Below are 25,516 nucleotides of genomic sequence, written 5' to 3' on the forward strand. Positions count from 1 at the left end.
CACCGCCCGGGGCACCCCTACGGGTGTGGGCAGCGCCCTGAACGGCAGGGCCACCTTCGGGTACCGTCGAAGGAAAGAGCCTGCCCCAGGAGTCCGTCGTGAACGATGCCACCGAGCGCCCCGCCTCCCCGACGGGACCCGACCCCGACGCCTGGGAGGCGGCCTGCGCCGAGGACCTCGCCGAGGAGCGTGCCCGCAGGCGGGAGCGGTCCGGGGCGGACCAGGCGCCCGGCTCCGCCGCCGAGGAGCTGCGCAGGCTCGTCGAGGCGGTCGCCGACAAGGTCGCGTCCTTCCAGCTGCCGCTCGCCGGCGCCGCCGCCCAGGGGGCCGTGCAGCAGGTCGTCGAGCGGGCCAAGGCCGTCGTCGAGCCCGTCATCGAACGCAACCCGGACGTCTTCGACCACCTCGCGTCGGCCGGTTCCGAGCTGATGGCCGCCTACCGGGCCGCCGTCAAGGGCCAGGAGCAGCGGTGGACGCGGAGCGCCGCCGAGGACCGCCCGGCGGGCGGCGGCCCGGCCGGGGACCGCGACGGCAAGGGCGACGGCGGCAAGGGCGAAGGCGGCGAGGCCGCGGGCGGCACCGAGCGCATCGACCTCGACTGAGCCTCTCAACCCCCTCCGGCCCACCGTCCCCCGTCCGGCGACCGCCACGGGCCGGGGCGCTCTCCGGCTCCGGTACGGTTGGTCGCGGCGGGGATCGAGCGAAAAACTGAGGGACACATGGGACTCACCATCGGCGTCGACATCGGCGGCACGAAGATCGCGGCCGGAGTGGTGGACGAAGAGGGTTCGATCCTCGCGACATGCAAGGTGCCGACCCCGGACACCCCCGAAGGGGTCATCGACGCCATCGCCGACGCGGTGCGCACCGTCAGTGCCGACCACGAGATCGAGGCCGTCGGCATCGGCGCCGCCGGCTACGTGGACGACAAGCGGGCCACCGTCCTCTTCGCCCCCAACATCAACTGGCGGCACGAGGCGCTCAAGGACAAGGTCGAGCAGCGCGTCGGCCTCCCCGTCGTCGTCGAGAACGACGCCAACGCCGCCGCCTGGGGCGAGTACCGCTTCGGCGCCGGCCAGGGCCACGACGACGTCATCTGCATCACCCTGGGCACCGGCCTGGGCGGCGGCATCATCATCGGCAACAAGCTGCGCCGGGGCCGCTTCGGCGTCGCCGCCGAGTTCGGCCACATCCGCGTCGTCCCCGACGGCCTGCTGTGCGGCTGCGGCAGCCAGGGCTGCTGGGAGCAGTACGCGTCCGGCCGCGCCCTGGTCCGCTACGCCCGCCAGCGCGCCCACGCCACCCCCGAGAACGCCACGGTCCTGCTGGGCCTCGGCGACGGCACCCCCGAGGGCATCGAGGGCAAGCACATCAGCCTGGCCGCCCGGCAGGGCGACCCGGTGGCCGTCGACTCCTTCCGCGAGCTGGCCCGCTGGGTCGGCGCCGGCCTCGCCGACCTGGCGTCGCTGTTCGACCCGTCGGCGTTCATCGTCGGCGGCGGCCTCTCGGACGAGGGCGACCTGGTCCTCGACCCCATCCGCAAGTCCTTCCGCCGCTGGCTCGTCGGCGGCAAGTGGCGCCCGCACGCGCAGGTGCTCGCCGCGCAGCTGGGCGGCAAGGCGGGGCTGGTGGGGGCCGCGGACCTGGCCCGCCAGGGCTGACGGCGGGCAAGGCCGACGGCGGAACGGCGGGGCCCGCACGGTAGGGTCCGCAGAGCTTGATCGTCTGAAGGACGGATCTCTCTCAGCGGAGGGCTCATGCTCGCGGACCTGCCGGAATCCTCGACCGAAGCGGACGCCTCCGTGGTCCGCGTGCTCAGCTACAACATCCGCTCCATGCGGGACGACGTGGGGGCGCTGGCCCGGGTGATCCGGGCCTGCGCCCCCGACGTCGTCTGTGTGCAGGAGGCGCCCCGGTTCTTCCGATGGCGCAAGGCGGCGGCGCGGCTCGCCCGGGCGTCCGGTCTGGTGTACGTGACCGGTGGGGCCACCGCCTCCGGGCCGATGATCCTCTCCACCCTCCGGCCGCATGTCGAGCACGCCGAGGACGTGCTGCTGCCGCGAACCCCCGGGCTGCACCAGCGCGGGCTCGCGACCGCCGTCCTGCGGTTCGGGCGGGCCCGGCTCGGCGTCGTTAGCTGCCATCTGAGCATCCGGGACGAGGAGCGGTACGCGCAGGGGCGGTTGCTCCTGGAGCGGGTGGCTGCTCTGGGCGTGCCGCACGCCGTCGTCGCCGGAGACCTGAACGACCGGCCCGACGGACGGACGTTCGGGCTGCTGGCGGGGGAGTTGCAGGACGGGTGGGCCGTGAAGCCGTGGGGGCGGGAGCACACGACGCGGCTGGGGGATCCGTTGCAGCGGATCGACGCGGTGTTCGCCACGGGCGGGGTGGAGGTGCTCGGGTGCGGGGTGCCCATGGGGTTGCCCGGGGTGAGTGAGGCTGATCTGCGGGCGGCGACGGATCATCTGCCGGTGCTCGCGGCACTGCGGGTGCCGGCGGAGCCGGCGTAGTGGGTCGCCCCGGCCCCGCCCTTTCACCGTTTCCTGGGGGCTGCGCCCCCAGACCTCCGCTTTCGCGGCTTCGCCGCTCGTCCTCAAACGCCGGACGGGCTGAAGCGTGCGCCCGGGCGCACACTCGGCTACACCTCCCCGCCCGTCAGAGTGCCGACGGCGTCGACCCCGAACCCCTCGTGCAGGGCGGTCGGCAGTCCCAGCGAGCCGCACTGGTTCGCCGGGCCGCCGATGGGCAGCGCGACGCCCAAGGCGCTGGCGGCGCCGCTGCCCCGCCGCGTGGTGCTGTCGGCGCGAGGGCCGCCGTGCTCGGCGCAGGCGTTGCCGACGGTCGCGTTGCCGAAGCCGACGACCGAGGTGGCGCTCGCGGGCGTCGCGGTGGTGAGGGTACCGGCGGCGGCGAGGAACGTCGCGCCGAGGGCATGGAGGCGTTTCATGCACCTACCAACGTGTGACGGGTGCGGCGGACACGGGGGCCGGGACTCACACCACCGCGCCGCGCCCCGGGTCGTCCTCGTCCTCGTCCCCGTCCCGCATGCGCAGCACCAGGGTGGCGAAGCCGCCGAGGAAGCCGCCGATGCCCAGGGTGGTGATCCACCAGGTCAGTTCCTGCCGCAGCAGCACCATGATGAGCAGGAGCAGCGGGCCGCCGAGGACGGCGATCCAGGCGAAGCGGGAGGTGACGTCACCGGTGGGGAGGGGCGGGGGCTCCGGGGGGATGAAGTGGCCCTCGTCGTCGTCCTCGTCCATGGGCTCGGGGGCGGGGGCGTCGCGGGGGCCGACGCCCGGGGCGTAGACGATGAAGCCGCCCGGGCGGCCGGACGGCGGCGCCGCGGGGGCGGTCGGCGCCGGGGGCGGCTCCGGCGCCGTGGGGCGCTCGTCGTCGCCCGTCGCGGGCCAGCGGCCCTTCTCCGGGTCGGGCTGCTCGCCGTAGGCGGCGACGAGCTCCGCCCAGGCGGCGTCCTCGTCCAGCGGGTCGCGGCTGTCGTCGCGGTCGTGGCCCGCGTCGCGCTCAGCCACGGGAGGCCGTCCCCTGTGGGGCGGTGCCCGGCGTGGTGCTCCCCTGTGCGGCGTTCCCCTGCGTGGTGTTCCCCTGCCGGGTGAGACGGGTGATGAACGCGTGCGTGTCCTCGAAGACCGCGGGGGCGTCGTGGTCCAGGGTGGCCACGTGGTAACTGCGCTCCAGGAGCCGCTCCGTGACGTCCCGGGAGGAGACCCGGGCCAGGATGCGGGCGGAGTCGGCCGGCGGGACGACGTGGTCCTCCGGGCTGTGCATCAGCAGCAACGGCTGGGTGACCTGGGGCAGTTCGCGGTCCACGAGCTGGAGGAAGCGGTGGAAGGAGTAGGCGGCGTGCAGCGGGACCCGGTCGTATCCCACCTCCCGGCAGCCGGGCTTGGCGATGTCGCTGGCGATGCCGGCCGTCGTCGGGACGAGGTGGCGCAGCAGCGGCAGCGCCTTGACGCCGAGGCCGTGGACCTTGTTCGCGGGGTTGACGAGGGCGACGCCGGAGACCGCGTCCCCGTGCCGGGCCGCGAGCCGCAGGGCCAGCGCGCCGCCCATGGACAGCCCGCAGACGAAGACCTGCGCGCAGCGCTCGCGCAGGGCCCGCAGTTCGCGGTCGACCTCGGCGTACCAGTCCTGCCAGCCGGTGATCTGCATGTCCTGCCAGCGGGTGCCGTGCCCCGGCAGCAGGGGGAGCGAGACGGTCAGGCCGCGCTCGGCGAGGTGGTCGGCCCAGGGCCGTACGGACTGCGGGGAACCGGTGAAGCCGTGGCAGACGAGCACGCCGACCTCTCCGCCGTCATGGCGGAACGGCTCGGCGCCGGGGAGGAGCGGCACCGGGATCTCCGATCGATGGAGCGTGACCGCGGGCACGACGCGCGGCGGCCGCGGAAGGACAGGGTCTGTCCCTCAGCCTACGCGGAGCGCCGCACGGCGGGTAGGCGGGTTAAGGTCTCCTCGTCACACACAGGAGGTTCTCGGTTGTTCTACGGCGCTATGAAGCTGTCCATCGGCGGGTCGCTGAAGCTTGCCTTCCGGCCCTGGGTGGAGGGTTTGGAGAACGTGCCCGCCGAGGGGCCCGCGATCCTCGCGAGCAACCACCTGTCGTTCTCGGACTCCTTCTTCCTTCCCGCGGTCCTGCCCCGGAAGATCACGTTCATCGCGAAGCAGGAGTACTTCACCTCCCCCGGGGTCAAGGGGAAGCTGACGGCCGCCTTCTTCAAGGGCGTCGGCCAGCTCCCGGTGGACCGCTCCGGCGCCCGCGGCGCGGGCGAGGCGGCCATCAAGAGCGGCATCGAGGTGCTGGAGCGCGGTGAGCTCTTCGGCATCTACCCCGAGGGCACCCGGTCCCCCGACGGCCGCCTCTACCGGGGCAAGCCGGGCGGCCTGGCCCGGGTGGCGCTGGCCACCGGGGCGCCGGTGATCCCCGTCGCGATGATCGACACGGAGAAGATCCAGCCGCCCGGCAAGGTGGTGCCCAAGCTGATGCGGCCCGGCATCCGGATCGGCAAGCCGCTGGACTTCAGCCGCTACCACGGCATGGATGGCGACCGCTTCATCCTCCGCTCGGTGACCGACGAGGTCATGTACGAGATCATGAAGCTCTCCGGCCAGGAGTACGTGGACATCTACGCGACGGCCGCCAAGCGGCAGATCGCCGAGGCCGCGAAGAAGAAGGCCGAGGAGGAGAAGGAGGCCGAGAAGGCCGCCAAGGCCGCCGGTCTCGACCAGCCGGCGGAGCAGCGGAAGCGGCGCCGGAGCGAGTAGCGGGGACGGGAAGAGGGAGAGCGGGCGGGGGATGTCGGGCGGCGGGGGTACGGGGCGTTCGGGCGGCCGGGTACGCATGTCGGTGGAGCTGCCGCTGTGGCGGGCGCTCACCGGGTACCGGATCGTCACCCTCTGCTACGCGCTCGTCCTCTTCGTCCCGGCGTACCACGAGTACGCCCACCCGCTCGGTGCCGCGCTCTACATGGGCGTACTCACCCTGTGGACGCTGCTCACCTGGAACCGCGTCTCCTCCGCCGAACGCTGTACCCGGCGCTTCCTCGTCGCCGACCTCGCCGTCGCGCTGAGCGGCATCCTGCTCACCGGCGTGCTGGACACCCGGTTCCGGATCGAGGACGGCGCCGCCACCCTCCCGTCCGTCTGGACCGCCGGCGCGGTCCTCGGCTGCGCCATCAAGGGCGGCTGGCGGTGGGCGGCCGGCGCCGCCACCCTCGTCGCCCTCGCCAACGCGATCGAACGCGAGGGGCTGCCCCGCGACACCCTCCACGACGTCCTGCTGGTCTGGGTCGCCAGCATCGCCATCGGCTACGTCGTCGAGGTCGCCCGCGTCAGCGAGCGCACCCTCGCCCGGGCGTTGCGGATCGAGGCGGCCAACCGCGAGCGCGAACGGCTGGCCCGCGACATCCACGACAGCGTCCTCCAGGTGCTGGCCATGGTCCAGCGCCGGGGCGCCGCCCTCGGCGGCGAGGCCGCCGAACTGGGCCGGATGGCGGGTGAGCAGGAGATCGCGCTGCGCACCCTGGTCGCCGGCGGCCTGGTGCCGCCACGCCGGCCGCAGGAACGCTGGGGCGCCCAGCCCGCCGAGACCCCGGCCGAACCCCTGCCCGTCCCCGCCGCCCGCCCGCCCGAGGGCCCCTGCGACCTGCGGGCGCTCCTCGCCCCCTACGCCGGTCCCGCGGTGACCTTCTCCGCGCCCGGCACCCCCGTCCTGCTGGAGTCGGCCGCCGCCGCCGAACTCGCCGCCGCCGTCGGCGCCGCCCTTGACAACGTCGAACGGCACGCGGGCGAGGACGCCCGGGCCTGGATCCTCGTCGAGGACGAGCCCGGCCAGGTGATCGTCAGCGTGCGCGACGACGGCCCCGGCATCCCCGAGGGCCGGCTGGCCGACGCGGAACGGGAGGGGCGCATGGGCGTCGCCCTGTCCATCCGCGGGCGCCTCCGCGACCTCGGGGGCACGGCGGAACTGGTCTCGGTGCCCGGCCAGGGCACGGAGGTCGAACTGACGGTCCCACGTGTCCTGCGAAAGAGTGAGGTGTGATGACGGTCGCCGCGGAACAGGCCGTGAAGGTGATGGTGGTCGACGACCACCCGATGTGGCGCGACGCCGTCGCCCGGGACCTCGCCGCCGCCGGATTCGACGTGGTCGCCACCGCGGGCGACGGCCCCCAGGCCGTCCGCCGCGCCCGCGCCGCCGCCCCCGACGTCCTCGTCCTCGACCTCAACCTGCCCGGCCTGCCCGGCGTCGCCGTCTGCAAGGAACTCGTCGGCGAGAACCCCGCGCTGCGCGTCCTCGTCCTCTCCGCGAGCGGCGAGCACGCCGACGTCCTGGAGGCCGTGAAGTCCGGCGCCACCGGCTACCTGGTCAAGTCCGCCAGCACCGAGGAGCTGCTCGCCGCCGTCCGCAGCACCGCCGCCGGCGACCCCGTCTTCACCCCCGGCCTGGCCGGGCTCGTCCTCGGCGAGTACCGGCGCCTCGCCGCCGAACCCGCCCCCACCGCGCCCGCCTCCGGGCCCTCCGCCCCGGAGGCGCCCCGGCTCACCGACCGCGAGACCCAGGTGCTCCGGCTCGTCGCCAAGGGCCTCTCCTACAAGCAGATCGCCGAACGGCTGGTTATTTCCCACCGGACGGTGCAGAACCATGTGCAGAACACCTTGGGCAAGCTCCAGCTGCACAACCGGGTGGAGCTCGTCCGCTACGCCATAGAGCGAGGTCTCGACGACGCCTGAGCCACCGGTCTCCCGCGGCCGGGCGGTCGTCCCGGCTGGAGGGAAGGTGTGCGTCATGCGCGTCGGAGTGCTGACCGGCGGGGGCGACTGCCCCGGGCTCAACGCGGTCATCCGGGCCGTCGTCCGCAAGGGCGTCCAGGACCACCAGTACGAGTTCACCGGCTTCAGGGACGGCTGGCGCGGGCCGCTCACCGGCACCGCCGTCCCCCTCGACATCCCGGCCGTCCGCGGCATCCTGCCCCGCGGCGGGACCGTCCTCGGCTCCTCACGGACCAACCCCTTCAAGGAGCGCGACGGCGTCCGCAGGATCCGCGAGAACCTGGCCGCCCTCGGCGTCGACGCCCTCGTCGCCATCGGCGGCGAGGACACCCTCGGCGTCGCCGCCCGGCTCTGGGAACAGCACGGCATCCCGTGCGTCGGCGTCCCCAAGACCATCGACAACGACCTCTCCGCCACCGACTACACCTTCGGCTTCGACACCGCCGTCAACATCGCCACCGAGGCCATCGACCGGCTGCACACCACCGCCGAATCCCACATGCGCGTCCTCGTCGTCGAGGTCATGGGCCGGCACGCGGGCTGGATCGCCCTCCACTCCGGCCTCGCCGGCGGCGCCAACGTCATCCTCATCCCCGAGCAGCGGTTCGACCTCGACGAGGTGTGCGGGTGGGTCACCTCGCGGTTCCGGGCCAGTTACGCGCCCATCGTGGTCGTGGCGGAGGGGGCCATGCCGGTCGACGGGGAGCTCGTTCTGAAGGACGCCTCCGGCGGGCTTGATGCTTTTGGGCACGTCCGGCTGTCGGGGGTCGGCGAGTGGCTCGCCAAGGAGATCGAGCGGCGGACCGGGAAGGAGGCTCGGACGACCGTGCTCGGGCATATCCAGCGGGGTGGGACGCCCAGTGCTTTCGACCGGTGGCTGGCGACGCGGTTCGGGCTGCACGCGATCGCCGCGGTGCGGGAGGGGGCGTTCGGGGGGATGGTGGCGTTGCGGGGGACGGAGATCGTGCGGGTGCCTTTGGCTGAGGCGACGGCTTGTCTGAAGACGGTTTCCGCTGAGCGGTACGAGGAGGTCAAGGTGCTCTTCGGCTGACGCCGGGGGGTTGCCCCAGTCCCGCCCCTTCCCGTTTCTTCCAGGGCTGTGCCCCGGACCCCGGCATCGCGGCTTCGCCGCGAGGTCCTCAAACGCCGGACGGGCTGAGTCGCGATAAGGGGGTCCGGGGGCTTGCCCGGGAATCGGCGAAGGTGGGGGTGCCCCCTCCGGGGGAGGGACCGGGGCACAGCCCCCGCAGGGGCCTGCTAAAGCTCGGGGCCGTCCCCCGGTACCTCCTGGTACGAATACCGCTGCTCCCGCCACGGGTCCCCCACGTTGTGGTACCCGCGCTCCTCCCAGAACCCCCGCCGGTCCGCGGTCATGTACTCCACGCCGCGCACCCACTTCGGGCCCTTCCACGCGTACAGGTGGGGGACCGCCAGCCGTACCGGGAAGCCGTGCTCGGCGGTCAGCAGTTCGCCGTCCTTGTGGGTGGCGAAAATCGACCGGTCGGAGGCGAAGTCGGAGAGGCGCAGGTTGGAGCTGTAGCCGTACTCGGCCCAGACCATGACGTGGGTGACGTCCGGGGCGGGTGGGGCGAGTTCGAGGATCGTGCGGGTGGCGACGCCGCCCCACTCGGCGTCGAGGACGCTGTACTTGGTGACGCAGTGCAGGTCCGCGACCACCGTCGTGTACGGCAGGGCCGAGAACTCCTCGTGCGTCCAGCAGTGCTTGTCGCCGTCGGCGGTCGCGCCGAAGACCCGGAACTCCCACCGTTCCGGCCGGAACCGCGGCACGGGCCCGTAGTGGGTCACCGGCCAGCCACGCTGGAGACGCTGCCCCGGAGGCAGCTGGAGATGTTCCCCTTCGCGGCTTTCCGACTGACCCGACTGACCCGACTGACCCATGTCTCCATGGTGTCAGACACCGGCGGATGCCGAAGACCGGGGGCCGCCCGCTGTCCGGACAACTCCCACTAAGTGTGCACTTACTGGACGGTCCGGGAGGCCGGTGCGAGGATGCGCGCATCCTGCCGGTATGAGCTTGGGAAGGAGCCCGCGCGATGCAGGGCGACCCGGAGATCATCGAATTCCTCAACGAACAGCTGACGGGCGAGCTGACCGCCATCAACCAGTACTTCCTGCACGCGAAGATGCAGGAACACCACGGCTGGACCAAGATCGCGGAGCACACGCGGGCGGAGTCGTTCGACGAGATGCGGCACGCCGAGGTCCTCACGGACCGGATCATCTTCCTGGAGGGACTGCCCAACTACCAGCGGCTGTTCCACGTCCGCGTCGGGCAGACGATCACCGAGATGTTCCAGGCCGACCGGCAGGTCGAGGTGGAGGCCATCGACCGGCTCCGGCGCGGGGTGGAGGTGATGCGGGCCAAGGGCGACATCACGTCGGCCAACATCTTCGAGTCGATCCTCGCGGACGAGGAGGACCACATCGACTACCTCGACACCCAGCTGGAGCTGATCGAGAAGCTGGGCGAGCCGCTGTACCTGGCGCAGTACATCGAGCAGTCGAGCGGCGAGGCGTCGCACTGAGGCGACGCACGGTCCCGGACCGTCCCGGTCTCCGCTAGGCCGCGCGGGCGATTCCGTCCACGGGCGGGGTCATGGGCGGCGTCACGGGTGGTGTCAGTGGCGGCGCGGGTGGAGCGGACGGGAGGGAAGGCGTCGGGCCGTTCGCCTCCGCGCCCAGCGGGTCCCGGGAGCCCTGGTCCACCAGCTCCCGCCGCGGGCAGGCGCCCCGGCCGAGCAGGGCCTGGACGCGCCGTACGCAGCTGCCGCAGTCCGTGCCGGCCTTGGTCGCGGACGCGATCTGCCGGGGCGTGCACGCGCCGTTCTCCGCGTGCTCACGCACCTGCTGCTCCGTGATGCCGAAGCACGAGCAGACGTACACGCGGTCACCGCCTCGCCGGAAGAAGGGGATCGAAGAAGATCCAAAAGGTAGGTAACCCTTACCTTACCCGTCCCGCTCAGGCGGCGACAACGCACGGGTACGCCGAGGGGCGCGGATCACAGATCCGCGCCCCTCGCGTATGCCGGCTCGGCGGCTCTTACTGGTCCCGGTACATCTCCGCGACCAGGAAAGCCAGGTCCAGCGACTGACTGCGGTTGAGCCGCGGGTCGCAGGCCGTCTCGTACCGCTGGTGGAGATCGTCGACGAAGATCTCGTCGCCGCCGCCCACACACTCGGTGACGTCGTCACCGGTGAGCTCGACGTGGATGCCGCCCGGGTGGGTGCCGAGCGCCTTGTGGACCTCGAAGAAGCCCTTGACCTCGTCCAGCACGTCGTCGAAGCGGCGGGTCTTGTGGCCCGAGGCCGCCTCGAAGGTGTTGCCGTGCATCGGGTCGGAGACCCACACCACCTGGGCGCCGGACGCCGTGACCTTCTCCACCAGGGTGGGCAGCTTGTCGCGGATCTTGTCCGCGCCCATCCGGGTGATGAACGTCAGCCGGCCCGGCTCGCGCTCCGGGTCCAGCCGCTCGATGAGGGTCAGCGCCTCCTCGGGCGTGGTCGTCGGACCCAGCTTCACGCCGATCGGGTTGCGGATCTTCGACGCGAACTCGATGTGCGCCCCGTCCAGCTGCCGGGTGCGCTCGCCGATCCACACCATGTGGCCCGACACGTCGTAGAGCCGGCCGGTCCGCGAGTCGACGCGGGTCAGCGCCGACTCGTAGTCCAGGATCAGCGCCTCGTGGGAGGCGTAGAACTCGACCGTCCTGAACTCCTCCGGGTCCACCCCGCAGGCGTTCATGAAGTTCATCGCCCGGTCGATCTCGCGCGCCAGCTGCTCGTAGCGCTGGCCGGAGGGCGAGGAGCGGACGAAGTCCTGATTCCAGGCGTGCACCTGGCGCAGGTCCGCGTAGCCGCCGGTGGTGAAGGCGCGCACCAGGTTCAGCGTGGACGCCGACGCCTGGTACATCCGCTTCAGCCGCTGCGGGTCCGGGGTCCGGGCCTCGGGCGTGAAGGCGAAGCCGTTGACCGAGTCGCCCCGGTAGGTCGGCAGGGTCACGCCGTCCCGGGTCTCGGTCGGCTTCGAACGCGGCTTGCTGTACTGGCCGGCGATCCGGCCGACCTTCACGACCGGCACCGAACCGGCGTACGTGAGCACCGCCCCCATCTGGAGCAGCGTCTTGAGCTTGTTGCGGATCTGGTCCGCGCCGACCGCGTCGAACGCCTCGGCGCAGTCGCCGCCCTGGAGCAGGAACGCCTCGCCCCGGGCCACGGCGGCCAGACGCTGACGCAGTTGGTCGCACTCGCCGGCGAAGACGAGGGGGGGATAGCCGGCGAGCTCGTCGATCACATCGCGCAGAGCCTCTTGGTCCGGCCAGTCGGGCTGCTGCGCCGCGGGCAGGGACTGCCACGTCGCCTGGGCGGCGACAGCTTCGATATCAGCGTTCACGGTCACATCTCAACCCTACGGGGTCACGAGGATCGTTTTGGCCGATGCCCACGTGATGAGACGGGTCGGATCAGAACTGCGGAGCCGTGGGAACCCCGCCGTGCGGGGACGATAGTGCCGACCTCGACTCCCAGCCCCCTCTGGTCGAGCCACCCCCGCGTCCACGGGGACCACGGCCTGTGCAACGCGCTCGACCGCCCACAGGTCACGAACGTGTACTAAGGTTCCGGCATGCTCGCGCTTTCGCACCAGAACTGGTGGTGGACCGCTCACCCGGCGGCCCACTGACTGCGCGTACCCAACCGACGCGAGGCCGCCCGAGGGGCGGCCTTCGGCGTTTCCGGGCCCGGCCGTTCCTCTCCCCACCGGAAGGAACCCCCGTGCACGACGACACGATCGCCGCCCTCCCCTCCCTTTTGGCCCGGCTCACCGCCCCGGGCCACCCGCCGTTCGCCCTGCTCCACCGCCGCACCCCGGGGCTCGCCGGGGACACCGTCGAACTGCTCACCGGCCCGGTCGCCGAGGCCGCGCGGCTGGCGGACATCGCGCTGCCGGACGGGCCGCCCGCGCCGGGCGCCCCGGCGCACGACGCGCTGGCCCTCGTCCCGTTCCGGCAGCTGCGCGAGCGCGGCTTCGAGGTCCACGACGACGGGACGCCCCTGCTCGTCCTGCACCCCGAGGAGACGTACGAGCTGCCGCTCGCCGACGTCCTCGCCGCGCTGCCCGCGCACGAGGTACGGGTGGAGGGCGGCGCGTTCGACGTCGGCGACGAGGAGTACGCGCGGATCGTCGAGCGGGTCGTCCGGGACGAGATCGGCAGCGGCGAGGGGGCCGACTTCGTCGTCCGCCGCACCTTCGAGGGGGAGATCCACGGCTTCGGGCCGGCCGACGCGCTGGCCCTCTTCCGCCGGCTGCTGTCCGGCGAGCGCGGCGCGTACTGGACGTACGTCGTGCACACCGGCGACCGGACGCTCGTCGGGGCGAGCCCCGAGGTCCATGTGCGGATGTCCGGCGGCACGGTGGTCATGAACCCGATCAGCGGCACCTACCGCTACCCCGCCGAGGGACCCTCCGCCGACGGGCTGCTCGCCTTCCTCCACGACCGCAAGGAGGTGGAGGAGCTGTCCATGGTCGTGGACGAGGAGCTCAAGATGATGTGCACCGTCGGCGACCGGGGCGGCGTGGTGATCGGCCCGCGGCTGCGCGAGATGGCCCACCTCGCCCACACCGAGTACGAACTGCGGGGACGGTCGTCGCTGGACGTGCGGGAAGTGCTGAAGGAGACCATGTTCGCGGCGACGGTCACCGGGTCGCCGGTGGAGAACGCCTGCCGCGTCATCCGCCGCCACGAGGCCGGCGGGCGCGGCTACTACGCGGGCGCCCTCGCCCTCATCGGCCGCGACGCCGGCGGCGCCCGCACCCTGGACTCACCCATCCTCATCCGCACCGCCGACATCGACCGGCGCGGCCGGCTGCGGCTCTCCGTCGGCGCCACCCTCGTCCGGCACTCCGACCCGCGCGGCGAGGTGGCCGAGACGCACGCGAAGGCGGCGGCCGTCCTGGCGGCCCTCGGCGTCCGGCCGCCCGTCGGCCGCCCGGCGGCCGGAGCTCCCGTCCGGCTCGCCGACGATCCCCGGGTGCGAGCCGCGCTGGACGCGCGGCGGGCGGATCTGGCGCCGTTCTGGCTGCGGATGCGGGACCCCGTGCCGGGGGCGGCTTCGGGGCATGCTCTCGTCGTCGACGCCGAGGACACGTTCACGGCGATGCTCGCCCATCTGCTGCGGGCCTCGGGGTTCGACGTCACCGTCCGGCGCTTCGACGAGCCCGGCCTGCGGGAGGCGGCCCTCGCTCATGAGGGCCCGGTCGTCCTGGGGCCCGGCCCCGGCGATCCGTCCGCTTCCGGCGGCCCGCGCATGCGGCTGCTGCGCGGGCTGACCGCCGATCTTCTCGCCGGACACCGGCACGGGCTCCTCGGCGTCTGCCTCGGGCATGAACTCATCGCCGCCGAGCTGGGGTTGGACATCGTCCGGAAGGCGGTGCCCTTCCAGGGCGCGCAGGAGCGGATCGACTTCTTCGGGGTGCCGGAGACGGTGGGGTTCTACAACACGTTCACGGCGCGGTGTGATGCGGCGGTGGCGGCGGAGCTGGGGGCTCACGGGGTGGATGTTTCCGTGGATGCTGTGACGCGTGAAGTTCACGCTCTCCGTGGGCCCGGCTTCGCCGGGGTGCAGTTTCATCCGGAGTCGGTGCTGACGCTGGATGGGGTGGGGGTGGTGGGGCGGCTGCTGGCCGCGGTGGCGGCCGTGGGGTGAGTGGCCCCGGTCCCTCCCTTTCACCGTTTCCTGGGGCTGCGCCCCAGACCCCCTGATCGCGGCTCCGCCGCTCGTCCTCAAGCGCCGGACGGGCTGATTTTTCAGCCCGTCCGGCGCTTGAGGACAGCGCGCGCAGCGCGCTTCGGGGGTGCGGGGGCGGAGCCCCCCGCAAGAAACGGTGAAATGGGGGTCCCCCCCCTCTGGGGGAGGGACCGGGGCCCCCGCGGGGCGTCAGCCCCGCAACCCCTTCAGCCGCGCCACATCCGCCGCATGCCCCGCGACGCCGCCAGGCGTCTCGATCGTCAGCGGCACCCCCGCCGTCTCCGGGTGAGTGAACAGGTCGGCGAACGGGGTCACCCCGATATGCCCCGAGCCGATGTTCTCGTGCCGATCCTTGTGCGCCCCGGCCACATCCTTCGAGTCGTTCGCGTGGATCAGGCCGAGCCGCCCCGGCCCCGCCACGGCGACCAGTTCGTCGAGAGCCGCCTTCATCCCGCCGGGAGCGGCGAGATCGTGGCCGGCCGCGAACAAGTGGCACGTGTCGAGGCAGACGCCGAGCTTCGGGTGCCGGTCGAGGACGTCGAAGTAGGGGCCCAGGTCGGCGATCCAGGAGCAGAGGGACGCGCCCTGGCCGGCCGTCGGCTCCAGGAGGAGGCGGGGGTCGTCGTCGTGCGTCAGCTCGTCGAGGAGCGGGAGCAGGCGTTCGCCCACCTGCGTCAGGGCCTCGGCGCGCGGGCGGCCGCCGGTGGCGGAGCCGGTGTGGACGACGACGCCGCGGGCGCCGATCTGCCGGCCCCGGCGGAGGGAGTGGCGGAGGGAGTCCACGGAGCGTTCGGCGGTCGCCTCCGTGTGGGATCCGAAGTTGATCAGGTAGGGCGCGTGGACGTACACCGGCAGCCCGGCCTCCGTACAGCCCGCGCGGAACTCCTCGTCCTGCCGCGGGCTGCCGGGCGGGGTCGCCCAGCCGCGCGGGTTGGCGACGAAGACCTGTACGGCTTCGGCGCCGATCTCGCGGGCGTAGGGCAGGCCGGTGCGGGCCAGGCCGCCGGCCACCGGGATGTGGCCGCCGACGGGGTTGCGGGGTATGCCCGCCGGCACAGCGCCGGACATCACAGCGCCGGACATCACAGGGCTCCCTTAAGGCGGATGGTGATCGTGTCGCCGCGGGCGGCCTTGTCGCCGGCCCGGACGGACTGGCTGTCCACGGAGTCCTTGGGGAAGAAGAACGGCCGGTCCACCCGGACCTGGAAGCCGGCGGAGGTCAGGATCCGCTTGGCGTCGGCCTCGCTGCGGCCGGTGACGTCCGGGACGGTGAGCATCTCCTTGCCCTTGGACAGGGTGACGGTCACGGTGTCGCCCTTGGCCACCTGCACGCCCCGGGCGGGGGACTGCTCGGCGACGTCGCCCTTCTCCCGGTCGGAGTACACCTGCGCGTCCGAGACCTTGATCCGCAGGCCCGCGTCGCTCAGGGTGGACTGGGCGTCGTCGGGCGACAGGCCGGACACGTCCGGCACCTCCACCGGCTCGCCCTTGCTGACGATCAGGGACACCGGGGAGTCGGGGCGGCGCTCGTCGCCGCCGCGGGGGTCGCTGGAGAGCACCTCGCCCTGCGGGGTCTCGTCGCTGAACTGCGTCCGGACGTCGCCGACCGTCAGGCCCGCCTGGGTGATCCGTTTCTTCGCCTCGTCCAGCCGCATGCCGACGACGTTGGGGACCTCGGCCCGCTCCGGGCCGCGGGAGACGACGATGCTCACCCGGCCGGTGTTCCGGATGCGCTCGCCGGGCTTGGGGTCGGTGGACATCACATGGCCGCGCTCGACCGTGTCGCTGAACTCGGGCTGGACGCGGACCTTGAGCCCGGCCTTGCCCAGCTTCTTCTCCGCCTGCGCCTGGGTCAGGTCGAGTACGGCGGGGACGGAGGTGAACTGGCCCGCGTTGATGTACCAGACGCCCGTGCCGGCCAGCAGGGCCAGCAGCACGCCGGCCACGATCAGCACCGCGCGCCGCGGCCGGCGCCGCAGGGCGGCGAACCGCCGGGGGCGGGCCGGGGGAGCGGGCGGCGGCGGGGGCTCGGGCGGGCCGTCGAACCGCGCCGTCATGTCCATCGGGTCCGGCTCAGGAGCCTCCGCCGGGGGCAGCGGCTGCGCGGTGACCGGGCGCGGCAGGACGCTCGTCGCCTCCTCGTCGTCGCCCGCCACCGCCGGGCCCGCGGCCAGCGGCGGACGGGCGTCCAGCTGCTCGCGGGTCAGTGTGGCGCGGGCGGCCCGGACCAGGCCCAGCATGCCGACCGCGTCCGACGGGCGCAGCTCCGGATCGCGGGCCGTGGCCACCGTCACCAGGTCGTCCAGCTCCGGGGCCAGCCCCGGGACCTCCTGCGACGGCGGCGGCACGTCCCGGTGCAGGTGCTGGTAGAGCACCTGGGCCGGGCTGGCGCCGCTGTGCGGCTTGACGCCGGTGAGCATCTCGTAGAGGACGACGCCGCAGGCGTAGACGTCGGTGCGGGTGTCCGCCGTGCCGTGCTCGATCTGCTCGGGGGCCAGATAGGAGACGGTGCCCAGGATGGAGCCGGTGTTGGTGGCGCTGTTGGTGCCCACGGTGCGGGCCAGGCCGAAGTCGGCGACCTTGACCCGGCCGTCGTCGCCGATCAGCACGTTCTCCGGCTTCATGTCCCGGTGCACCAGGCCCGCGCGGTGGGCGGCGCCCAGCGCGGCCAGCACCGGCTCCACGATGTCCAGCGCCGCCCTCGGCTGGAGCGCGCCCCGCTCGCGCAGCACGTCCCGCAGGGTGCAGCCGGCCACGTACTCCATCGCGAGGTAGACGTATCCGCCGTCCGTCCCCTGGTCGTAGACGCTCACCACGTTCGGGTGGTCCAGGCGGGCCGCGGACTTGGCCTCCCGGATGAAGCGTTCGACGAAGACCTTGTCCGCGGCGAGGGCCGGGTGCATCACCTTCACGGCGAGCACCCGGTCGAGCCGGGTGTCCAGCGCCCGGTACACCGTGGCCATGCCGCCTGCGGCTACCCGCGCCTGAATGCGGTAGCGGCCGTCGAGCAGCTGGTCGACGAGGGGGTCCGGCAGGGTCGTATCCACGGTTGACGAGTCTACGAGTGATCGGCGGGGAGCTGTGCGGTTGTGGGGCCGGACGGTGGTGTGTGCCCCGGTCCCGCCCCTTCGCCGATTCCTGGGGCTGCGCCCCAGACCCCCTTTTTCGCGGCTTCGCCGCTCGTCCTCAGACGCCGGACGGGCTGAAAATCAGCCCGTCCGGCGTCTGAGGACAACCGCGCGGAGCGCGGTTTCAGCGCGCGCTGAAAGCCGGCCGCTCCGGGTCCAGGAGCGCCAACCCCGCCGTCGGCGACGATGCCTCCGCGAAGTGCCGGCGCGGGATCCGTCCCGCCCGGTGCGCGAGGCGCCCCGCCTCGACCGCGTGGCGCATCGCCTCCGCCATCAGCACCGGCTCCTGGGCGCGCGTCACCGCCGACGCGAGCATCACCGCCGCGCAGCCGAGCTCCATGGCGAGGGCCGCGTCCGACGCCGTGCCGGCGCCCGCGTCCAGGATGACGGGGACCTTGGCCCGCTCGGTGATGAGCTGGAAGTTGTGCGGGTTGCGGATGCCGAGGCCGGAGCCGATGGGGGAGCCGAGGGGCATGATCGCGGCGCAGCCGACGTCTTCCAGGCGGCGGGCGAGGACCGGGTCGTCGTTGGTGTAGGGGAGGACGGTGAAGCCGTCGTCGACGAGGATCTCGGCCGCGTCGAGGAGCTCGATCGGGTCGGGGAGGAGGGTGCGCTCGTCGGCGATGACCTCCAGCTTCACCCAGTCGGTGCCGAGCGCCTCGCGGGCCAGCCGGGCGGTGAGGACGGCCTCGCCGGCGGTGAAGCAGCCGGCGGTGTTGGGCAGCACCCGGATGCCGTGCCGTTCCAGGACGGAGAGGACCGAGCCGCGGACCGCCGGGTCGAGGCGGCGCATGGCGACGGTGGTCAGTTCGGTGCCGGAGGCGAGCAGGGCCCGTTCCAGGACGTCGAGGCTGGGCGCCCCGCCCGTTCCCATGATCAGGCGGGAGGTGAACGGGGTGCCGGCGATGGTGAGCGTGTCGTCCGCCACGTCAGCCTCCCTGCACCGCGGTGAGGACCTCGACGCGGTCGCCGTCGCGCAGGGGCGTGTCCGCCCAGCTGCCGCGCGGGACGACGGCCTCGTTGACGGCCGCGGCCACGCCGCCCGGGGAGCCGGGGCGGCCGGTGAGGCCGGTGACGACGGTGGCGAGGGTGGTCCCGGGCGGGACGGCGCGCCGCTCGCCGTTGACGTGGATGGTGTGGACGTCGGTCATGCGGAGGGCTCCTGGGCGAGGGCGGAAGGGGCGGCGCCGGACGCGGCGAACCGGCGGGGGGTGAACGGGCGGGCCTCCTCGGGCAGCCGCCCGGTGGTGAGCACCTCGGCCATGACGTCCCCGGTGAGCGGGGTCAGCAGGACGCCGTTGCGGTGGTGGCCGGTGGCCAGGTGCAGGCCCGGCAGGCCGGTCGGGCCGAGGAGGGGCGCGTTGTCGGGGGAGCCGGGGCGCAGCCCGGCGGAGGTCTCGGCGAGCGGCAGTTCGGTGAGGCCGGGCACCAGCTCGTGCGCGTCGCGCAGCAGTTCGTAGACGCCGCCGGCGGTGACGGTGGTGTCCCAGCCGAGCTCCTCGGTGGTCGCGCCGATCACCAGCTCGCCGTTCTCCCGGGGCACCAGGTAGACGGGGTTGCCGCGGACGACCGCCCGGACGGTGCGGGAGAGGAACGGCCGGTACGCCTCGGGGACGCGCAGCCGCAGGGTCTGGCCCTTCACCGGGCGGACCGGTGGCAGGACGGCGTCGGGCAGCCCGGCCATCCGGCCGCTGTGGCTGCCGGCCGCCAGGACGGTCTGGCCGGCGGCGATCCGCCGCCCGTCGGCGAGTTCGGCGCCCGCGGCCCGGTCGCCGTCGAGCAGCACCCGGGTGACGGCCGCGCGGTGCAGGGTCACCCCGGCGCGTTCGCAGGCGGTCAGCAGGGCGGCGGCCAGCCGCCGGGGGTCGGTCTGGTGGTCGCCGTCCACCCGCAGGCCGCCCTGGACGCCCGGGGCGAGCATCGGCTCCAGGCGGCGGCACTCGCGGCCGGTCAGCCACTCCGCCTCCAGCCCGCAGCGCCGCTGGAACGCGCCGAGTTCACGCAGGTGGGCGCGGTCGTCGGCGTCGAGGGCGACGGCGAGGGTGCCGCAGGCGCGGTAGCCGGTGTCCCGGCCGCTCGCCTCCTCCAGCTCGGCCGTGAACGCGGGGTAGCGGCGGGCGGAGGCCAGGTTGAGGGCGAGCAGCGCCTGCTCGCCGTAGTGCAGTTCGGTGACGGCGGCCAGCATCCCGGCCGCCACCAGGGCGGCCCCGCCACCGGGCGCCGGGTCGGCGACGGCGGTTCGCAGGCCGCGCTGGGCGGCGCGCCAGGCGGTCACCAGGCCGATGATCCCACCGCCGGCCACCAGGACGTCGTACGGTCCCGGTGCTGATCGCGTAGACGCGTGCATGGGCGTCCAGCCCCTCCCTTCGCCGGCATGACCCGGATCAGGTTCGTACGGTCGGAGGCCGTCCAGCCTCCCTCTCAGCCCGGTCCGTCCGGGCTCCCGCGAGTGCTTGTGCACCGGCCACCCTAGTACGGGCCGCGAACGCGGCGGAAGGCGGCGGGGACCGCCCCGGGGGCGCGCGGCGCGGTGGTGTTGTGTCGGAGGTCTCGCCGCACGGTGCTCCGGCGGACCTCGTCCGCCCGCCTACAGTGATCGGGTGAGTGAGCAGACGAACACCCGCAGTGGTACGGCCCCCGACGAGCCGGTGGGAGGCACGGTGCGGCGGCGCGTCGTCGTCGTCGGCGCCGGCATGGCCGGCGTGCAGACCGCCGTCGCCCTCCGCGAACAGGGCTGGGAGGGCACGATCACCCTGCTGGGCGCCGAACCCCACCCGCCCTATGACCGGCCGCCGCTGTCCAAGTCGGTGCTGCTCGGCAAGGCGGACGGGTCCGCGTTCGAGGTCGACTTCGCCTCGCTCGACATCGAGCTCGCACTCGGCCTGGAGGTCACCGGGCTGCGCGCCGCCGACCACGAGGTGGACACGCCGCGCGGCCCCGTCCCATACGACGTCCTGGTGGTGGCCACCGGCGCCGAGCCGGTCCGGCTGCCCGGCGCCGAGGACCTGCCCGGCGTCCACCTGCTGCGCACCCTGGACGACGCGGAGCGGCTGCGGCCGCTGCTGGAACGGAAGGGCGACGTGGTCGCCGTCGGCGCCGGCTGGATCGGCGCCGAGTTCGCCACCGCCGCCCGCGAGGCCGGCTGCCGGGTGACCGTCGTCGAGGCCGCCGACCGCCCGCTCGCCGGCGCGCTGCCCGCCGAGGTCGCCGCGCACATGGCCGGCTGGTACGAGCAGAGCGGCGCCCGGCTGCTCACCGGCGCCCGGGTGGCCGCCCTGGAGCCGGGCGCCGTGCTGCTGGCCGACGGCACCCGGCTGACCGCCGACGCCGTCGTCGTCGGCATCGGCGCGCGGCCCGCCACCGGCTGGCTCGCCGGCTCGGGCGTCGAGCTCGCGGCCGACCGGTCCGTCGTCACCGACGACCGGCTGCGGACGTCCGTCCCGGACGTGTACGCGGTCGGGGACTGCGCCTCCTTCCCCTCCGCGCGGTACGGCGAACGGCTCCTCGTCCACCACTGGGACAACGCCCTCCAGGGGCCGAAGACCGTCGCCGCGAACATCGTGCACGGGCCGGCCGAGGGGCCGGTCTACGACCCGGTGCCCTACTTCTGGTCCGAGCAGTTCGGGCGGTTCGTGCAGTACGCGGGGCATCACGCGGCCGCTGACGAGCTGGTGTGGCGGGGGGACCCGGCGGGGGCCGCGTGGACGGTGTGCTGGCTGCGGGGCGGTGTGCTGGTCGCGGTGCTGGCGGTGGGGCGGCCGCGGGATCTGGCGCAGGGGCGGAAGCTGATCGAGAGGTCCGCGGTCGTGGACCGGGCGCGGGTCATGGATCCGGCGGTGCCGCTGAAGTCGGCGGTGGGGTGAGGGTGCCCCGGTCCCTCCCCCAGAGGGGGCACCCCCATTCGCCGTTTCCTGGGGGCCAGCCCCCAGACCCCCGAAGCGCCCTCCGGGCGCTGTCCTCAAACGCCGGACGGGCTGAATATCAGCCCGTCCGGCGTTTGAGGACGAGCGGCGAAGCCGCGACAAGGGGGTCTGGGGCGCAGCCCCAGGAAACGGCGAAAGGGCGGGACCGGGGCACCCCCCCCGGCGCCAGCCGAAAAGCACGCCCGGGTGTCCCCGGCTACCAGGTGGCCCCGCAGGATGGCACGCTTGTCCCGTGACCGAGATTGACACGAAGACCGATGCCCTCGTTTCCGAGTGGCTCACCCTCCCCGACATCGCCGAGATGCTCGACGTGGAGGTGACGCGCGTACGGCAGTTGGTGAAGGAGGGCCAGCTGATCGCCGTGCGCCGCGGGGAGAACCGGGTGCTCCAGGTGCCCGCCGCCTTCATCGGCGAGGGCAAGGTGGTGAAGGGCCTGGCCGGCACCCTGACGCTGCTCAAGGACGACGGGTTCACCGACGAGGAGATGCTGGAGTGGCTGTTCACTCCGGACCCCACCCTGCCGGGCACGCCCGCGCAGGCGCTGCGGGAGAATCGCGGCACGGAGGTGAAGCGGCGCGCCCAGGCGCTCGCCGTCTGACCGTTCCGCAGTGAACAGCCCGCGGTGCGCGGGCGGGCCCGTCCCGTCCGCGCACCGCCGACCCCGGGGGGAAACCCGATGTCCGCCACCGCCCGTACGCTCCCGCACGCCCCGACGGCCCGGGAGGCCCTCGCGGGCGCCCGGCTGTACCTGTGCACCGACGCGCGCAGGCGCCAGGGCGACCTGCCGGAGTTCCTGGACGCGGTCCTCGCCGGCGGTGTGGACGTCGTGCAGCTCCGCGACAAGGGCATGGAGGCCGGTGAGGAGCTGGAGCACCTGGCCGTCCTGGCCGACGCCGCCCGCCGGCACGGCCGGCTGCTCGCGGTGAACGACCGCGCCGACGTCGCCCACGCCATCCGCTCCGACGTCCTGCACCTGGGCCAGGGCGATCTCCCCGTGCCCGCCGCGCGCGCCATCCTCGGCGACGACGTACTGATCGGCCGCTCCACGCACAGCGAGGCCGAGGCCGAGGCGGCGATGCGCGAACCGGGCGTGGACTACTTCTGCACCGGCCCCTGCTGGCCCACCCCCACCAAGCCCGGCCGCTCCGCGCCCGGCCTGTCCCTGGTGCGGCACACCGCCGCGCTGCGGCCCGAGCGGCCCTGGTTCGCCATCGGCGGCATCGACGAGAGCAACCTGGACGAGGTCCTGGACGCCGGAGCCCGGCGCGTCGTCGTCGTCCGCGCCCTCACCGAGGCCGACGACCCCGGTGACGCCGCGGCCCGCCTGGCCCGCCGGATCCGGGAACGCGACTGATCCTCCGGTAGGTTGTCGTGTTCGCGTCCAATGGGCGCTGACGTGGAACACGGCGAAGGAGAACGGGCAGTGCGCAAGGCGGCACAGATCACGGGGGCGGCGCTCATCGCCGCTGTGCTGATGACGGGGTGCTCCAGCGGGAGCGACGACAAGGACGGCAAGAAGGCCGACGCCAAGCCGGAGCAGTCGGCGGGACGGTCCGCCGCTCCGGGCCAGGACGGCGAGGGCGCGAAGGGCGACGGGTCCGAGGACAAGCTCATCAGCTCTCCCGGGGGCGCCTACCTGGCGCAGTCCGCCGAGGGACCGGTCGCCCTGACGATCGTTGCCGGGCAGGCGGCCCTGGCGTCCGACGGCGGCAAGCGCACCTGCTCCGGCACCGTCAGCGGGAAGTCCCTCACGCTCACGTGCTCGGACGGCGGCGACAAGCGCACGAGGGGACTCATCGAGAAGTCCGACGCCACCTCCATGGTCGTCTTCTGGGAGGGCGGGCCGAAGGAGACCTTCGCGCGGCAGAGCGGCGGTGCCAAGCTGCCCGGCCTGCCCAAGCTCGGCGGCTGACCCCGCCTCAGCCCGTCCGCAGCATCTGTGCCGCCGCCAGCTCGCGGTAGGCGGCACAGCCGGCCAGCAGGTCCTCGTGCCGGCCGGAGGCGATGGCCCGGCCCTCCCGCAGGACGACGATGCGGTCGGCGTTCTGCACGGTGGACAGCCGGTGGGCGATCACCAGCAGCGCGCACTCCTCGGTGATCTCGCGCATCACCCGCCCCAGCGCCAGCTCGTTGACCGCGTCGAGCTGGGACGTCGGCTCGTCCAGCAACAGCAGCGCGGGGCGCGTGAGCAGCGCCCGGGCCAGGGCGACCCGCTGGCGCTCGCCGCCCGAGAGCGTGGCGCCCCGCTCGCCGACCGGCCCGTCGAGCCCGCCCGGCAGCCGGTCCACCACCTCGTCCAGCCGGGCGAGTCCGACCACCCGCCGCACCTCGGCCCGGCTCGCCCCCGGAGCCGCGTAGGTGATGTTGTCCCACAGGGAGCCGTGGACGACGTGGGTGTTCTGATCGACGACGGCGATGCGCGCCCGGCACTCGGCGCGGGTCATCCGGGTGGCCGGGCGGCCGTCGAACAGCAGCCGGCCGGCGTCCGGTTCGTAGAAACGGGCGGCCAGCGCGAAGACCGTGCTCTTCCCCGCCCCCGACCTGCCCACCAGCGCGACCTGCCGGTGCGGCGGCACCTCCAGCGAGATCCCGCGCAGCACCGGCCGTCCGGGGCGGTAGCCGAACCGGACGTTCTCCAGGGCCAGGACGGGTGGGGCGGAGGGGGCGGACGGGGTGGGGGAGGGCGCGGGTGGGGCCGGTTCCGGGACCTCCGCTTCCTCCGCCTCCGCCGGTTCCACCGGAAGCGCCAGCGCCTCCTCCACCCGCCCGAGCGCCCCCACCCCCCGCTGTACCAGCCCCGCCGCATGGAACACCGACGACAGCGGCACCACCAGATAACTGGCGTACAGCAGGAAGGCGACCAGGTCGCCGAGGCTGTGGGTGCGCCCGTCCACCCGCAGTCCGCCGATCACCAGGACGAGCAGGAACGAGCCGTGCACGGCCAGTTCGACCGCCGGGCTCATCACCGCCGCCAGCCGCGCGGTGCGCACCCCCGCGCCGTACGCCGCGTCCACCCGCTCCCCGATCCTGGCGGCCTCCCGCCGCTCCGCCCGGTGTGCCCGGACCATCGGCACGGCGCCCAGGGCCCGTTCGAGTTCGGCCGCGACGGCGCCGACGGCGTGCTGCGTCCGCTCCGAGGCCGTACGGAGCCCGGCGAGGACGCACATCACCACCGCGGCCGCCGCCGCCACCGTGAGGGTGACCAGGAGCAGCAGCAGCGGGTCGAGCCAGAGCATCAGCGCCACCGCCCCCGCCGACGCCAGCGAACCGGTGACCAGGTCCACCAGCGCCCGGGAGAGGACCTCGCGCAGGACGGTGGTGTCGACGGTGACCCGGGAGACGAGGTCGCCGGTCCGGTGGTGCTCGTACTCCCGCATCTCCAGCCGCAGCAGCCGGCCGACCAGGCTGTGGCGCAGCCCGCGGACGACGCCCTCGCCCATCCGCTCCTGGAGGAAGCGGCCCACCGCCGCCGTGCCGGCCTCGGCGACGAACAGCGCGGCCAGGAACAGCAGCGGCCACAGCGGCCGGCCGCCCGTGCTCGCGTCCACGATCCGCTGGGCGAGCAGCGGCTGCGCCAGCCCCAGCGCCGACGCCACCAGGGTGAGGACGATGGCGGTGGCCAGCGCCGCGCGGTGGCCGGCGGTGAGCCGGAACACCGTGCGGACCGCGCCCGGACCGCGCCGCCGTCCGGTGACGGCCGGCGTCACGGCAGCCGTCGCTTCCAGGCCGCCGGGGCGGGGGCCACGGCGAGCAGCCGGCTGAAGTAGTCGTCCGGAACCCCCTCGTCCACCGGCCGCCCCTCCGCCTCCACCCAGGCGTGCGCGCTGAACGGCGGCACCTTGCGCACCCCCGTGCACCACGTCGGCCAGCAGCCGCCGAACCGGCACAACAGGGCCGTGCCGATCGAGCGCGGCAGACAGCCGCGCGGCCCCGCGCAGTACAGGCTGGCCGCGCACACCGCCCGCCGCGCCGCGCGGGACCGCTCGTACGAGGCGGGGACGGCGCCCCGGCGGAGCACGGCGAGGACCGCGCGGAGCCGGTGGGGCGGCAGCAGGACGAGCGGGAAGGCGACGGCCAGGGCGAGCCGGGCGGCCAGCCGCCGGCGGAACGGCACGTCCGACGGCCGGACCAGGGCGCTCGGCGTGGTCATGCCGCCAGCCCCGCGTCCCGCAACAGCGCGACCAGCGCGGCGACGTCCGCGGCGGCCCGCCGCCGGTCCACGGCGAACGCGCCGACGAGCGCCTCCACCGCGTCCGCCTCCCCGCCGCCGTCCAGCAGGGTGCGGACGACGAGCGTCCCGGTGGGGTTGAGCTCCCAGTAGCGGCCCTTGCGCTGGTCGAGCAGGACCGTGCCGTACTCGGTCTCCGCGGTGGCGACGTCCGGGGCGAACCGCAGTGCCATGGAGCCTTCCCTTCC

The 25,516-nt window shown here is 74.0% G+C and carries 28 protein-coding genes and 1 riboswitch; of the genes, 14 read left to right on the forward strand and 14 right to left on the reverse strand.

Annotation, left to right across the window (positions count from 1 at the left end):
* Window positions 1-98 precede the first annotated feature (98 nt).
* The 3 genes from K7I03_RS24435 to K7I03_RS24445 all read left to right on the forward strand — a co-directional run bounded on the left by K7I03_RS24435 (window position 99) and on the right by K7I03_RS24445 (window position 2,510).
* Window positions 99-602, forward strand: a complete 504-nt coding sequence (locus K7I03_RS24435; protein ID WP_185945241.1) for a DUF5304 family protein — start codon at window positions 99-101, stop codon at window positions 600-602.
* Window positions 603-719: 117 nt separating this feature from the next.
* On the forward strand, window positions 720-1,661 hold the full coding sequence (locus K7I03_RS24440) for an ROK family glucokinase (protein ID WP_185945240.1): 942 nt from the start codon (window positions 720-722) through the stop codon (window positions 1,659-1,661).
* Between the two features lie 96 nt (window positions 1,662-1,757).
* Window positions 1,758-2,510, forward strand: coding sequence for an endonuclease/exonuclease/phosphatase family protein (locus K7I03_RS24445; RefSeq protein ID WP_185945239.1), 753 nt, complete (start codon window positions 1,758-1,760; stop codon window positions 2,508-2,510).
* 128 nt (window positions 2,511-2,638) lie between these two features.
* Here K7I03_RS24445 and K7I03_RS24450 read toward each other — a convergent pair whose 3' ends face one another.
* Genes K7I03_RS24450 through K7I03_RS24460 form a run of 3 tightly spaced genes read right to left on the reverse strand, consistent with a single transcriptional unit; the run spans window position 2,639 to window position 4,350 of the window.
* Complete coding sequence (locus K7I03_RS24450; RefSeq protein WP_185945238.1) at window positions 2,639-2,947, reverse strand: hypothetical protein; 309 nt, start codon at window positions 2,945-2,947, stop codon at window positions 2,639-2,641.
* 46 nt (window positions 2,948-2,993) lie between these two features.
* A complete protein-coding gene (locus K7I03_RS24455) occupies window positions 2,994-3,530 on the reverse strand; it encodes a hypothetical protein (protein WP_185945237.1) in 537 nt (178 codons plus the stop codon).
* The gene (locus K7I03_RS24460) at window positions 3,523-4,350 is read right to left on the reverse strand and encodes an alpha/beta hydrolase (protein WP_185945236.1); all 828 of its coding nucleotides are present in this window, start codon (window positions 4,348-4,350) and stop codon (window positions 3,523-3,525) included. The genes K7I03_RS24455 and K7I03_RS24460 overlap by 8 nt, the downstream gene beginning before the upstream one ends.
* Window positions 4,351-4,509: 159 nt before the next feature.
* Between K7I03_RS24460 and K7I03_RS24465 the strand changes: the two genes are divergently transcribed.
* Genes K7I03_RS24465 through K7I03_RS24480 form a run of 4 tightly spaced genes read left to right on the forward strand, consistent with a single transcriptional unit; the run spans window position 4,510 to window position 8,335 of the window.
* A complete protein-coding gene (locus tag K7I03_RS24465) occupies window positions 4,510-5,280 on the forward strand; it encodes a lysophospholipid acyltransferase family protein (protein WP_185945294.1) in 771 nt (256 codons plus the stop codon).
* Window positions 5,281-5,311: 31 nt separating this feature from the next.
* On the forward strand, window positions 5,312-6,556 hold the full coding sequence (gene macS / locus K7I03_RS24470; protein ID WP_398857862.1) for a MacS family sensor histidine kinase: 1,245 nt from the start codon (window positions 5,312-5,314) through the stop codon (window positions 6,554-6,556).
* On the forward strand, window positions 6,556-7,245 hold the full coding sequence (locus K7I03_RS24475) for a response regulator (RefSeq protein ID WP_185945234.1): 690 nt from the start codon (window positions 6,556-6,558) through the stop codon (window positions 7,243-7,245). The genes macS and K7I03_RS24475 overlap by 1 nt, the downstream gene beginning before the upstream one ends.
* Window positions 7,246-7,300: 55 nt before the next feature.
* Window positions 7,301-8,335, forward strand: coding sequence for a 6-phosphofructokinase (locus K7I03_RS24480; RefSeq protein ID WP_185945233.1), 1,035 nt, complete (start codon window positions 7,301-7,303; stop codon window positions 8,333-8,335).
* A gap of 206 nt (window positions 8,336-8,541) precedes the next feature.
* Here K7I03_RS24480 and K7I03_RS24485 read toward each other — a convergent pair whose 3' ends face one another.
* Entirely contained in the window at window positions 8,542-9,183 is a 642-nt protein-coding gene (locus tag K7I03_RS24485; RefSeq protein WP_185945232.1) for a sulfite oxidase-like oxidoreductase, read from the reverse strand.
* 155 nt (window positions 9,184-9,338) lie between these two features.
* On the opposite strand from K7I03_RS24485, the gene bfr reads away from it, so the two are divergent.
* The gene (gene bfr, locus K7I03_RS24490; RefSeq protein WP_004949494.1) at window positions 9,339-9,830 is read left to right on the forward strand and encodes a bacterioferritin; all 492 of its coding nucleotides are present in this window, start codon (window positions 9,339-9,341) and stop codon (window positions 9,828-9,830) included.
* 34 nt (window positions 9,831-9,864) lie between these two features.
* Here bfr and K7I03_RS24495 read toward each other — a convergent pair whose 3' ends face one another.
* A complete protein-coding gene (locus K7I03_RS24495; protein WP_185945231.1) occupies window positions 9,865-10,188 on the reverse strand; it encodes a (2Fe-2S)-binding protein in 324 nt (107 codons plus the stop codon).
* 157 nt (window positions 10,189-10,345) lie between these two features.
* Entirely contained in the window at window positions 10,346-11,701 is a 1,356-nt protein-coding gene (locus K7I03_RS24500) for a class II 3-deoxy-7-phosphoheptulonate synthase (protein ID WP_185945230.1), read from the reverse strand.
* A gap of 225 nt (window positions 11,702-11,926) precedes the next feature.
* Between K7I03_RS24500 and K7I03_RS34400 the strand changes: the two genes are divergently transcribed.
* Window positions 11,927-11,983, forward strand: a complete 57-nt coding sequence (locus K7I03_RS34400) for a trp operon leader peptide (RefSeq protein ID WP_185945293.1) — start codon at window positions 11,927-11,929, stop codon at window positions 11,981-11,983.
* Between the two features lie 92 nt (window positions 11,984-12,075).
* Window positions 12,076-14,007: an anthranilate synthase family protein gene (locus K7I03_RS24510; RefSeq protein ID WP_398857866.1), complete on the forward strand. Its 1,932-nt coding sequence runs from the start codon at window positions 12,076-12,078 to the stop codon at window positions 14,005-14,007.
* Window positions 14,008-14,238: 231 nt separating this feature from the next.
* Here the strand turns inward: K7I03_RS24510 and K7I03_RS24515 are convergent, their stop codons facing one another.
* The 5 genes from K7I03_RS24515 to thiO all read right to left on the reverse strand — a co-directional run bounded on the left by K7I03_RS24515 (window position 14,239) and on the right by thiO (window position 19,524).
* Complete coding sequence (locus K7I03_RS24515; RefSeq protein WP_224347202.1) at window positions 14,239-15,132, reverse strand: deoxyribonuclease IV; 894 nt, start codon at window positions 15,130-15,132, stop codon at window positions 14,239-14,241.
* Window positions 15,132-17,096 carry a Stk1 family PASTA domain-containing Ser/Thr kinase gene (gene pknB, locus K7I03_RS24520; protein WP_185945229.1) on the reverse strand — a complete coding sequence of 655 codons (1,965 nt, stop codon included), beginning with the start codon at window positions 17,094-17,096 and terminating at the stop codon, window positions 15,132-15,134. The genes K7I03_RS24515 and pknB overlap by 1 nt, the downstream gene beginning before the upstream one ends.
* Before the next feature lie 205 nt (window positions 17,097-17,301).
* Complete coding sequence (locus tag K7I03_RS24525) at window positions 17,302-18,105, reverse strand: thiazole synthase (protein ID WP_185945228.1); 804 nt, start codon at window positions 18,103-18,105, stop codon at window positions 17,302-17,304.
* Between the two features lies 1 nt (window position 18,106).
* A complete protein-coding gene (thiS, locus tag K7I03_RS24530; protein WP_185945227.1) occupies window positions 18,107-18,328 on the reverse strand; it encodes a sulfur carrier protein ThiS in 222 nt (73 codons plus the stop codon).
* Window positions 18,325-19,524: a glycine oxidase ThiO gene (gene thiO / locus K7I03_RS24535; protein WP_185945226.1), complete on the reverse strand. Its 1,200-nt coding sequence runs from the start codon at window positions 19,522-19,524 to the stop codon at window positions 18,325-18,327. The genes thiS and thiO overlap by 4 nt, the downstream gene beginning before the upstream one ends.
* Window positions 19,522-19,634: riboswitch (TPP riboswitch) on the reverse strand. (Overlaps the previous gene by 3 nt.)
* 143 nt (window positions 19,635-19,777) lie before the next feature.
* Here thiO and K7I03_RS24540 point away from each other — a divergent pair.
* From K7I03_RS24540 to K7I03_RS24555, 4 genes are all read left to right on the forward strand, one after another.
* Complete coding sequence (locus K7I03_RS24540; RefSeq protein WP_185945225.1) at window positions 19,778-21,040, forward strand: NAD(P)/FAD-dependent oxidoreductase; 1,263 nt, start codon at window positions 19,778-19,780, stop codon at window positions 21,038-21,040.
* A gap of 292 nt (window positions 21,041-21,332) precedes the next feature.
* Window positions 21,333-21,698, forward strand: a complete 366-nt coding sequence (locus K7I03_RS24545) for a helix-turn-helix domain-containing protein (protein WP_185945224.1) — start codon at window positions 21,333-21,335, stop codon at window positions 21,696-21,698.
* Between the two features lie 78 nt (window positions 21,699-21,776).
* Entirely contained in the window at window positions 21,777-22,454 is a 678-nt protein-coding gene (thiE, locus tag K7I03_RS24550; protein ID WP_185945223.1) for a thiamine phosphate synthase, read from the forward strand.
* Window positions 22,455-22,523: 69 nt separating this feature from the next.
* Entirely contained in the window at window positions 22,524-23,012 is a 489-nt protein-coding gene (locus K7I03_RS24555) for a hypothetical protein (RefSeq protein WP_185945222.1), read from the forward strand.
* 7 nt (window positions 23,013-23,019) lie between these two features.
* Here K7I03_RS24555 and K7I03_RS24560 read toward each other — a convergent pair whose 3' ends face one another.
* From K7I03_RS24560 to K7I03_RS24570, 3 genes are read right to left on the reverse strand one after another with little or no spacing between them, the layout of a single operon-like run.
* A complete protein-coding gene (locus K7I03_RS24560) occupies window positions 23,020-24,807 on the reverse strand; it encodes an ABC transporter ATP-binding protein (protein WP_185945221.1) in 1,788 nt (595 codons plus the stop codon).
* Window positions 24,804-25,250: a lasso peptide biosynthesis B2 protein gene (locus K7I03_RS24565; protein ID WP_185945220.1), complete on the reverse strand. Its 447-nt coding sequence runs from the start codon at window positions 25,248-25,250 to the stop codon at window positions 24,804-24,806. Before K7I03_RS24565 ends, K7I03_RS24560 begins: the two co-directional genes overlap by 4 nt.
* The gene (locus tag K7I03_RS24570) at window positions 25,247-25,501 is read right to left on the reverse strand and encodes a lasso peptide biosynthesis PqqD family chaperone (protein ID WP_185945219.1); all 255 of its coding nucleotides are present in this window, start codon (window positions 25,499-25,501) and stop codon (window positions 25,247-25,249) included. The genes K7I03_RS24565 and K7I03_RS24570 overlap by 4 nt, the downstream gene beginning before the upstream one ends.
* Window positions 25,502-25,516 lie beyond the last annotated feature (15 nt).

Origin of the sequence: Streptomyces mobaraensis, assembly GCF_020099395.1 — a bacterium.
GTDB lineage: Bacteria > Actinomycetota > Actinomycetes > Streptomycetales > Streptomycetaceae > Streptomyces.

Excerpts from the sequence above, each read along its gene's own strand:
- bfr (WP_004949494.1), top strand. The coding sequence starts at position 9,339 with ATGCAGGGCGACCCGGAGATCATCGAATTCCTCAACGAACAGCTGACG.
- K7I03_RS24485 (WP_185945232.1), bottom strand. The coding sequence starts at position 9,183 with ATGGGTCAGTCGGGTCAGTCGGGTCAGTCGGAAAGCCGCGAAGGGGAA.
- K7I03_RS24475 (WP_185945234.1), top strand. The coding sequence starts at position 6,556 with ATGACGGTCGCCGCGGAACAGGCCGTGAAGGTGATGGTGGTCGACGAC.
- K7I03_RS24515 (WP_224347202.1), bottom strand. The coding sequence starts at position 15,132 with ATGTCCGGCGCTGTGATGTCCGGCGCTGTGCCGGCGGGCATACCCCGC.
- thiO (WP_185945226.1), bottom strand. The coding sequence starts at position 19,524 with ATGCACGCGTCTACGCGATCAGCACCGGGACCGTACGACGTCCTGGTG.
- K7I03_RS24440 (WP_185945240.1), top strand. The coding sequence starts at position 720 with ATGGGACTCACCATCGGCGTCGACATCGGCGGCACGAAGATCGCGGCC.
- K7I03_RS24565 (WP_185945220.1), bottom strand. The coding sequence starts at position 25,250 with ATGACCACGCCGAGCGCCCTGGTCCGGCCGTCGGACGTGCCGTTCCGC.
- macS (WP_398857862.1), top strand. The coding sequence starts at position 5,312 with ATGTCGGGCGGCGGGGGTACGGGGCGTTCGGGCGGCCGGGTACGCATG.
- K7I03_RS24465 (WP_185945294.1), top strand. The coding sequence starts at position 4,510 with ATGAAGCTGTCCATCGGCGGGTCGCTGAAGCTTGCCTTCCGGCCCTGG.
- thiE (WP_185945223.1), top strand. The coding sequence starts at position 21,777 with ATGTCCGCCACCGCCCGTACGCTCCCGCACGCCCCGACGGCCCGGGAG.
- K7I03_RS24445 (WP_185945239.1), top strand. The coding sequence starts at position 1,758 with ATGCTCGCGGACCTGCCGGAATCCTCGACCGAAGCGGACGCCTCCGTG.
- K7I03_RS24480 (WP_185945233.1), top strand. The coding sequence starts at position 7,301 with ATGCGCGTCGGAGTGCTGACCGGCGGGGGCGACTGCCCCGGGCTCAAC.
- K7I03_RS24570 (WP_185945219.1), bottom strand. The coding sequence starts at position 25,501 with ATGGCACTGCGGTTCGCCCCGGACGTCGCCACCGCGGAGACCGAGTAC.
- thiS (WP_185945227.1), bottom strand. The coding sequence starts at position 18,328 with ATGACCGACGTCCACACCATCCACGTCAACGGCGAGCGGCGCGCCGTC.
- K7I03_RS24450 (WP_185945238.1), bottom strand. The coding sequence starts at position 2,947 with ATGAAACGCCTCCATGCCCTCGGCGCGACGTTCCTCGCCGCCGCCGGT.